The organism is Leucobacter sp. (genome assembly GCF_053528595.1).
This window is the reverse complement of record NZ_JAIVPF010000093.1, coordinates 26545-35491: the sequence shown is the minus strand read 5'-3', so window position 1 is coordinate 35491 and position 8947 is coordinate 26545. Positions and strand designations below refer to the sequence as shown.

The window sequence follows — 8947 nt, the reverse complement described above, 5'->3', positions numbered from 1 at the left end:
CGATCGTGCAGGCGTGGGCGGCATCGGGCACGCTCATGGCGCAGTGGACGCCGGGCGCCGAACGCGAGCCGGTCGCGCTCACCGCGGTCGTCGGGCAGGGGCCGGAGGGTCCGGCCGCCATCGACCTCCGCACCCACGGACCGCACGCGCTCGTGGGCGGCACCACGGGCGCCGGGAAATCGGAGTTCCTGCAGACCTGGATCATGAGCCTGGCCGCGCGCGTGAGCCCGGAGCGGCTCACATTCCTGCTGGTCGACTACAAGGGCGGGGCCGCCTTCGCCGAGTGCGTCGACCTGCCGCACACCGTCGGACTCGTGACCGATCTGAGCCCGCACCTGGTGCGCCGTGCCTTGACCTCCCTGCGGGCGGAACTGCACCATCGCGAGGAACTGCTCGCGAAGCACCGGGCGAAGGATCTCATCACTCTGGAACGGCGGTCGGACCCGGCAGCGCCTCCCGTGCTCGTGATCGTGATCGACGAGTTCGCGGCCCTCGCGCACGAGGTGCCCGACTTCGTCGACGGGGTGATCGACGTCGCCCAGCGGGGCCGCTCGCTCGGGCTCCACCTCATCATGGCCACGCAGCGCCCGGCCGGCGTCATCAAGGACAACCTCCGCGCCAACACGAACCTGCGCGTGGCGCTGCGCATGGCGGACGAGGCCGACAGCAGCGACGTCATCGGTGTTAAGGATGCCGCGTTCTTCGACGCCGAGACGCCGGGACGCGGCGCGATCAAGATCGGCCCGGGCCGGATCGGCCACTTCCAGACCGGGTACCTGGGAGGCCGGGCGTCGGCGGTCGACCTCGAATCGCGTGTCGAGGTGCGGTCGCTCGGGTTCACCGAGGGGGCGGCATGGGACCTCCCTCCCGAGCCCGGCCGATCGCGCCGCGAACGCGCGGAGCAGCCGCGAGACATCGAGCAGCTGCGAGACGGGATCATCGAAGCGGCACGATGCGCAGGGCTCGCCGCTCCCAGAAGGCCGTGGCTCGACGCGCTGTCAGAGGTCCTCGACCTGCGGGCGCTGGTCGGCCGGACAGACGAGCGGGGGCCCGGAACCGGCGGGCGGGATCGCCGCGACGCGGTCGCGATCGGCATGCGGGACGAACCCGCGGCGCAAGCGCAGCGACCCGTGCGGGTCGATCTCGAGGAATGCGGGAACATCTCGTTCATCGGTGCGGGTGGCACGGGCAAGACGAGTGCGCTGATCGCGCTCGCGGCCTCGCTCAGCATGCACGCGGAGACGCATCCTGTCCACCTGTACGCCATCGACGCGGCGGGCGGTGCGCTCGACGCCCTCGCTCCGCTGCCGACCGTCGGGGCGATCGCTCCGCTCTCGGACATCGAGCTCGTCGGACGCGTGCTGCAGCGGATGCTGGATCTGATCGCGGAGCGCGGCCCGCGATACGCCGCCGTGCGCGCGGGAGGACTCGAAGCCTATCGGCGCACGCCCGGCGGTGAGGAGGAACCGCGCGTGGTGCTCGTGGTCGACGGATTCGCCGCGTTCCGGCAGGCCACCGAGACGCTCGGCGGCATCGCCTCACCGTTCCAGATGCTGAGCGAGATCCTGATGACCGGCCGCGCCGTGGGGGTGCACGCGGTGCTGACCGCGGATCGGCCGGCGGCGATCCCGGCTGCGATGGCGGCGAGCCTGCAGCAGCAGTACGTGCTCAGGCTCGCCGGCCCGCACGACTACGGGCACCTGGGGGTCACGGGCGACATTCTCGAGAACGCGCCACCGGGGCGCGCGCTCCTGGCGGGCGAGTCCGATGAGATCCAGTTCGCGCTGATCGACGGTGAGCGGGATCTCGCCGGGCAGGCCCGGGCGCTCGACCGGCTCGCCACCGCGTTGGAGGAACGAGGCGTGCAGCCGGCGGCCGAGGTCCGCAACGCCCCGGAGACCATTCCCCTGGAAGATCTCCCCGCGGTGGCCGGCGGACGGCCCGCGTACGGCATCGACACGCGCACGTTCGCGCCCGTAGGCATGCGGACGAGCGGACTCGGGGTGGTCTCGGGGCCTGCGGGGTCGGGCCAGTCGACCGCGATCCTCAGCTGCGTCGACGCCGTCGGAAGGTGGGCGGCGTCGCGCGGCGACCGGGTCGAGGCCGTGCTGCTCACGCTCACCGACGACGGGCTCCGCTCCTCCGGGGCGTGGGATCGAGTCGCGTACGGCGAGGAGGCGGTGACGGATCTCGCCCGGGATCTGGTGGTCGCGCTCGGAGGAAAGCCGGTCGCGTCGGCGGGCGGCCTGCTGGGCGGCGGTATCGAGCGTGCGATCGGCGGTCCCCTCGGGAATCCGCTCGGAAGCTCGGCGGAACCGCCGGCCGAGGCGGTCGCGGAGGCGCCCGAGGCGCTCGTCTTCCCCGCCCGGGGTGCGCGCGGGGTGGTCGTGGTGGAGCGTCCGGCGGACGCGGAGGGAACAGCGGCCCTGCCCGCTCTCGTCGCGCTGGCCAAGGCCGCGCGCCGCTCGGACGTGCTCGTGCTGTTCGAGTTCGAGCAGGGCACCGCCGGTGGAGTGTGGGATCTCTTCGCCGCGCTCAAACAGCCCCCATGGGGGATCGTGCTGCAGCCGGATGACGGTGAGAGCCAGACGCCGTTCCGGGAATCCCTCGGCAGGGTCAAACGGGCGGAGTTCCCACCCGGGCGCGGTTTCGCGATCGAGGGCGGGCGCGTCACCCCCGTGCACGTCGCACTCCCGGAGCGGTTGTAGGCGAGTGGGGTATTCTGGGGGATCTGCCGCGCGGCGAACGCGCCCGTGGCGACAGTTGAATAGACATTTCAATACGTACTGAGGAGGCCGTCGTGAAAATCGATCTTGCCATGCTGCGGGGACTCGAGCGCGAGAAGGAGATCCCCTTCGAGGAGCTCGCCGAGATCATCGAGCAGGCCATCCGATCGGCCTATCTGCGCCACGCCGAGAACCAGGGACTCTCCGTGCCCCGCGAGGATCAGGTGCGCGTGACGCTCGACCGCAAGACCGGCGACATCTCGGTGCTCGTGCCCGAGGTCGACGAGGACGGCGCGGTCATCGGCGAGGCCTACGTCACCACCGACGAGTTCGGCCGGGTGGCCTCGAGCGCCGCGAAGCAGGTCATCAGCCAGCGCATGCGCGACCTGACCGACGACGCCGTACTCGGCGCCTTCAAGGACAAGGAGGGGCAGATCCTCTCCGGCGTCGTGCAGCAGGGGCCCAACCCGCGCATGGTGCACATCGACCTCGGAGAGCTGGAGGCGATCCTGCCGCCCGAGGAGCAGGTGCCGGGAGAGCAGTACCCGCACGGCACGCGCATGCGCGTGTACGTGACGAGCGTCTCAAAGGGGACCAAGGGGCCCCAGGTCGTGGTCTCGCGCACGCACCCCGGCCTCGTGCGCAAGCTGTTCGAGCGGGAGGTGCCGGAGCTCGCCGACGGGCTCGTCGAGATCGTCTCGCTCGCCCGCGAGGCCGGTCACCGCACCAAGGTGGCCGTTCGCGCGAAGCAGAGCGGGATCAACGCCAAGGGCACCTGCATCGGCGAGATGGGCAGCCGCGTGCGCGCCGTGATGAGCGAGCTCGGCGAGGAGAAGATCGACATCGTCGACTACTCGCCCGAACTGCCGACCTTCGTGGCGAACGCGCTGTCTCCCGCCAAGGTGACCGATGTCTTCATGCTCAACGAGTCGCTCAAGCAGGTGCGTGCGCTCGTGCCCGACTTCCAGCTCTCGCTCGCCATCGGCAAGGAGGGCCAGAACGCCCGCCTCGCCGCGAAGCTGACGGGCGCGAAGATCGATATCCAGCCCGATTCGATCATGAATGATTGAATCGATCGGGATGGATATCGATCTTCGCGCGTTTCACGGAAGGCGTCAGCCTGACGTGGAACGTCCGTATGACAGCTATCCAGCCCGATTCGATCATGAACGACTGATCCCTGTGTCATTCTGCGCGCAGTCGCAGAATCCATGGTTGTGGATCCTGCGACTGCGTCCGCCGCGCTCACTGCGCGCAGGATGACGGGTGAGCGCTCCCTCCGAGCAGGCGACAGCAGTGGGTCGCCGGTCGAGCGGAGCGAGGAGCGAGCGGAGTCGAACCCTGGGTGTCTCGATTTCGACTCAGCTGCGCTCCGCTCGGTCGGAGCTGGGACGGCGGGGAATCGCGCGACCCACCGCCCCGCTCGCTGCGGGTGAATTCCCTGAGAAGAGTTACAAGTGGGAAGCTGGTAAGATGGATTCGGTTCGGACCTGTGTCGCGTGTCGCAAGCGTGCCCCGCGCACAGAACTGCTGCGGGTGGTACTGCGCGATGGGCGGCTGATTGCCGATGATCGCGCCGTGCTTCCGGGGCGAGGAGCCTGGGTGCATCCCACGGCTCGCTGTCTGGATCGAGCAGTGTCGCGCGGATCGTTTTCGCGTGCGCTGAAAGCGTCGGGGAAGCCCGACGCTGGCCCTATAGAGAACAGGCTGAAAACACTTATGGACAACTAATGAGCGGCTCACGATGAGACCCGTCCGTTAATCATGGTTCTCGCCTGTCTGGCGTGAACCCAGACAGGAGAAAAGTGGCTAACCCACGCGTACACGAGATCGCTGCGGAGATCGGTGTCGATAGCAAGGTCGTCCTGGCCAAGCTGAAGGAAATGGGCGAGTTCGTCAAGGCGAGCTCGTCGGCTGTCGCGCCCCCGGTGGCGCGCAAGGTCAAGGCCGCCCTCGAGGCGGACGGAGTGGCCAAGCCCCAGGGGGATGACGCCCCCGCCGCGGCGAAGCCCGCGGCCAAGAAGCCCGCCGGCCCGAAGCCCGGCCCGAAGCCGGCCGCCCCCAAGGCGGAGGAGCCGGCCCCCGAGCCCGAGAAGCAGCCCGCGGCGCCGAAGGCGGCCGACGAGGCTCCGAAGTCCGCGGCCGCCAAGCCCGCCGCGAAGTCGGGTCCCAAGCCCGGCGCCCCCAAGCCCGCCGGCCCGCGTCCGGGCAACAACCCCTTCGCGTCGAGCCAGGGCATGGGCATCCCGCGTCCCCCGCGTCCGGGCAACAACCCGTTCGCTCCCAGCCAGGGCATGGGTCGTCCCGGCGGTCGCCCCAATCCCGGAAACATTCCGCGGCCCGCTCCGCGCCCGCAGGGCGCCGGCGCAGGCTCCGGTCGTCCCGGCGGCCCCGGTCGCCCGGGCGGCGGCGGTCGCCCCGGCGGCGGTGGCGGCGGATTCAACCGTCCCGGCGGCGGTGCGGGCGGCGGCGCTCCCGGTGCCGGCGGTTTCGCCGGACCCCGTCCGGGCGGCGGTTTCGCCGGCCGTGGCCGCGGCGGCCGTGGTGCGGGCACCGCCGGCGCATTCGGCCGTGGCGGCTCCAAGAGCAAGGCGCGCAAGTCGAAGCGGGCGAAGCGGCAAGAGTTCGAGATGCGGCAGGCGCCGTCGATCGGCGGCGTGCAGGTTCCCCGTGGTGACGGTGCGACCCCGATCCGTCTGCGCCGGGGCGCTTCGCTCTCCGACTTCGCCGACAAGATCGATACGAGCGCATCGAACCTCGTGACCATCCTCTTCCACCTCGGCGAGATGGCGACCGCGACGGAGTCGCTCGACGAGGCGACCTTCGAGATCCTCGGCGACGAGCTGGGCTACAAGATCCAGATCGTCTCTCCCGAGGACGAGGATCGCGAGCTGCTCGAGGGCTTCGACATCGACATCGATGCCGAGCTCGAGGAGGAGGGCGACGACGTCCTGCAGCCGCGGCCCCCGGTGGTCACGGTCATGGGTCACGTCGATCACGGCAAGACCCGACTGCTCGACGCGATCCGCAAGGCGGACGTGGGCGGCGGCGAGGCCGGCGGCATCACCCAGCACATCGGCGCCTACCAGGTGCACACGGAGCACGACGGCGTCGAGCGCGCGCTCACCTTCATCGACACCCCGGGCCACGAGGCGTTCACCGCCATGCGCGCCCGTGGTGCGCAGGTGACCGACATCGCGATCCTCGTGGTCGCGGCGGATGACGGCATCATGCCCCAGACGATCGAGGCGCTGAACCACGCGCAGTCGGCGAACGTGCCGATCGTGGTCGCCGTCAACAAGATCGACAAGGAGGGTGCGAACCCCGAGAAGGTGCGCCAGCAGCTCACCGAGTTCGGCCTCGTGGCCGAGGAGTGGGGCGGCGACGTCATGTTCGTCGACGTCTCGGCGAAGAACAACGTCGGTATCACCGAGCTGCTCGACGCCGTGCTGCTCACGGCGGACGCCGGGCTCGACCTGCGCGCGAACCCCGACAAGGACGCGCGCGGCGTGGCCATCGAGGCGAAGCTCGACAAGGGCCGCGGCTCGGTCGCGACCGTGCTCATCCAGTCGGGCACGCTGCGCGTCGGCGACGCGATCGTCGCGGGCACGGCCTACGGCCGCGTGCGGGCGATGAGCGACGAGAACGGCGACGCGGTGCTCGAGGCGCTGCCCTCGCGTCCGGTGCAGGTGCAGGGTCTGTCGAGCGTGCCCCGCGCGGGTGACAACTTCATCGTCACCTCCGAGGATCGCACGGCCCGTCAGATCGCCGAGAAGCGCGAGGCCGCCGAGCGCAACGCGCAGCTGGCCAAGGCCCGCAAGCGCATCAGCCTCGAGGACTTCACGAAGGCGCTGGAGGACGGCAAGGTCGAGTCGCTCAACCTCATCATCAAGGGCGACGTGTCGGGTGCCGTGGAGGCGCTCGAGGAGTCGCTGATGAAGATCGAGGTCGACGAGTCGGTGCAGCTGCGCATCCTGCACCGCGGCGTCGGCGCGATCACCGAGTCGGACGTGGATCTCGCCACGATCGACAACGCGATCGTCATCGGCTTCAACGTGCGTCCCGATGTCAAGGCCCGCGAGCGCGCTGCGCGCGAGGGCATCGACATCCGCTTCTACAACGTCATCTACAACGCGCTCGACGACATCGAGAACTCGCTCAAGGGTCTGCTCAAGCCCGAGTACGAGGAGGTCCAGTCGGGTGTGGCGGAGATCCGCGAGGTGTTCCGCTCGTCGAAGTTCGGCAACATCGCCGGTGTCATCGTGCGCAGCGGCACCATCACGCGCAACGCCAAGGCGCGCGTGATCCGCGAGGGCGTCGTGATCGCCGACGGCCTGGCCATCGAGTCGCTGCGTCGCTTCAAGGACGACGTGACCGAGGTCAAGACCGACTTCGAGGCCGGTATCGGCCTGGGCAAGTACAACGACATCCAGGTGGGCGACGAGATCGAGACCACCGAGATGGTGGAGAAGCCGCGCGCGTAGCGCGGACCGATCCCGCAACGACAGGGGCGGGGTGGATCAGCATCGGCTGGTCCACCCCGCCCCTGTCGCGTTCGGCGCGTCGTACCCGGCGAGCAGCGCCCCGTGCGGCGGTCGGCTCAGCCGAGCTGCTGCACGCGGATCGAGTTGCCGGCGGGGTCGCGGAAGGCGAAGTCGCGGGCGCCCCAGTCCTGGTCCATGGGCTCCTGCAGCACGTCGACGCCCGAGGCCTCGACGCGCTCGAAGAGCTCCTGCAGCTCGTCGGTCGCGAACACCGCCGAGGCGAAGGCCCCCTTCGCGACGAGCTCGAGCACCACGCGGCGCTCCTCGTCGGTGAGCCCGGGATCGACCGCAGGCGGGGTGAGCACGATCGAGGTGTCCGGCTGGTTCGCGGGACCGACCGTGATCCAGCGCATGTCTTCGTAGCCGACATCGTTGCGCACCTCGAAGCCGAGCACGTCGCGGTAGAACGCGAGCGAGGCCTCCGGGTCGGTGTGGGGCAGGAACGTGACGTGAATGTTGATCTTCATGACGGCCACGCTACTCCGCGGGCGGCGGGGGAACTTCTCGATTCCTGATCGGCTTGGTGGCGCGCATCGTGATGATCCCGGGCAGCCCGGCGAGCGGGGCGGGCCCCTCTCGGCGGTACCGGCCGGGCGGCATGCCGACCAGCTCCGTGAAGCGCGTGGTGAAGGTGCCGAGCGAGCCGTACCCGACGGCGTAGCAGACCTCGGTGACGCTGAGGTCCCCGCGCCGCAGCAGCGTCATCGCGCGTTCGATGCGGCGGGTCATGAGATAGCTGTAGGGCGATTCGCCGTATGCGGCCTTGAACTCGCGGCTGAGGTGGCCGGCCGAGAACCCGACCCCGCGCGCGAGCGACTCCACGTCGAGCGGCTCCGCGTACTCGCGGTCGATGCGATCCCGCACCCGGCGCAGCAGCGCCAGATCGCGCAGCCGCTGCTCGTTCTCCTGCCGCACGCCCACCGGCACATCATCTCACGGGCGGATGCGGGCCGGCGCGGGGCGAGCGGGCGCGCCCGGCGGCGGTAGGCTTGGCACATGAGCAATCCGAGGGCCGGCAAGGTGGCAGAGCGCATCCAGCAGATCATCGCGCGCAGGCTGGAGAAGGGGTTGCGGGATCCGCGCCTCGGTTTCATCACGATCACCGACGTGCGCGTCACGGGCGATCTGCAGCACGCGAGCATCTTCTACACGGTGTACGGCGACGAGCAGGAGCAGACCGATTCCGCCGCGGCGCTGAAGGCGGCGACGGGGATGCTGCGCAGCGAGGTCGGCAAGCAGCTGGGTACCCGGCTCACGCCCACGCTCGAGTTCATTCACGACGAGCTGCCGGAGAGCGCGCAGCACCTCAACGACCTGCTCGCCGAGGCGAAGCGGCGCGACGAGGAGGCCGCGGCGCTCGCTGCGAACGCGCAGTACGCGGGCGAGGCCGATCCGTACGTCAAGCCGCGCGAGCTCGAGGACGGCGAGATGGACACCGACGGCCTCGACGCGGACGATCTGATCGACGACGAGGATCGCGACTGAGCGGTCGCGCCGAGAGCGCGTGCCGACGGCTCGGGCGACGAGCGCACCTCATCCGCGCAGTCGCCGAGTCCAGAGCCGGCGGGCGGATCCCGCGTCTGCGGTCATGCGCCCGCTCAGCGCAGGTCGGCAGCGCGACCCGCCTGGTGCAGCTCCGAAGGCTCCCGTCGAGAGGCGGAAAACGCGGCCGATCCT

Annotated in this window: 7 protein-coding genes; 5 read left to right on the top strand and 2 right to left on the bottom strand. The window is 70.2% G+C overall.

The features are described 5' to 3' along the window. The 4 genes from ACWKZU_RS18490 to infB all read left to right on the top strand — a co-directional run. Positions 1-2708: FtsK/SpoIIIE domain-containing protein (locus ACWKZU_RS18490; RefSeq protein WP_449283809.1), on the top strand; the 2708-nt coding region annotated here is incomplete at its 5' end. A 92-nt stretch (positions 2709-2800) separates the two neighbouring features. Next, positions 2801-3796 (top strand): transcription termination factor NusA, encoded by a 996-nt coding sequence (nusA, locus tag ACWKZU_RS18485; protein ID WP_449283808.1) that lies wholly within the window; start codon positions 2801-2803, stop codon positions 3794-3796. Between the two features lie 403 nt (positions 3797-4199). Continuing rightward, the gene (locus tag ACWKZU_RS18480; RefSeq protein WP_449283807.1) at positions 4200-4457 is read left to right on the top strand and encodes a YlxR family protein; all 258 of its coding nucleotides are present in this window, start codon (positions 4200-4202) and stop codon (positions 4455-4457) included. A gap of 74 nt (positions 4458-4531) precedes the next feature. Next, the gene (gene infB, locus ACWKZU_RS18475; RefSeq protein WP_449283806.1) at positions 4532-7210 is read left to right on the top strand and encodes a translation initiation factor IF-2; all 2679 of its coding nucleotides are present in this window, start codon (positions 4532-4534) and stop codon (positions 7208-7210) included. A 116-nt stretch (positions 7211-7326) separates the two neighbouring features. On the opposite strand, the gene ACWKZU_RS18470 is transcribed toward infB, so the two are convergent. Continuing rightward, positions 7327-7737, bottom strand: coding sequence for a VOC family protein (locus ACWKZU_RS18470; protein ID WP_449283805.1), 411 nt, complete (start codon positions 7735-7737; stop codon positions 7327-7329). 10 nt (positions 7738-7747) lie between these two features. Beyond that, the gene (locus tag ACWKZU_RS18465; protein ID WP_449283804.1) at positions 7748-8191 is read right to left on the bottom strand and encodes a helix-turn-helix transcriptional regulator; all 444 of its coding nucleotides are present in this window, start codon (positions 8189-8191) and stop codon (positions 7748-7750) included. 75 nt (positions 8192-8266) lie between these two features. Between ACWKZU_RS18465 and rbfA the strand changes: the two genes are divergently transcribed. After that, positions 8267-8755 carry a 30S ribosome-binding factor RbfA gene (gene rbfA / locus ACWKZU_RS18460; RefSeq protein ID WP_449283803.1) on the top strand — a complete coding sequence of 163 codons (489 nt, stop codon included), beginning with the start codon at positions 8267-8269 and terminating at the stop codon, positions 8753-8755. Positions 8756-8947: the final 192 nt, after the last annotated feature.

Excerpts from the sequence above, each read along its gene's own strand:
- ACWKZU_RS18480 (WP_449283807.1), top strand. The coding sequence starts at position 4,200 with ATGGATTCGGTTCGGACCTGTGTCGCGTGTCGCAAGCGTGCCCCGCGC.
- ACWKZU_RS18470 (WP_449283805.1), bottom strand. The coding sequence starts at position 7,737 with ATGAAGATCAACATTCACGTCACGTTCCTGCCCCACACCGACCCGGAG.
- rbfA (WP_449283803.1), top strand. The coding sequence starts at position 8,267 with ATGAGCAATCCGAGGGCCGGCAAGGTGGCAGAGCGCATCCAGCAGATC.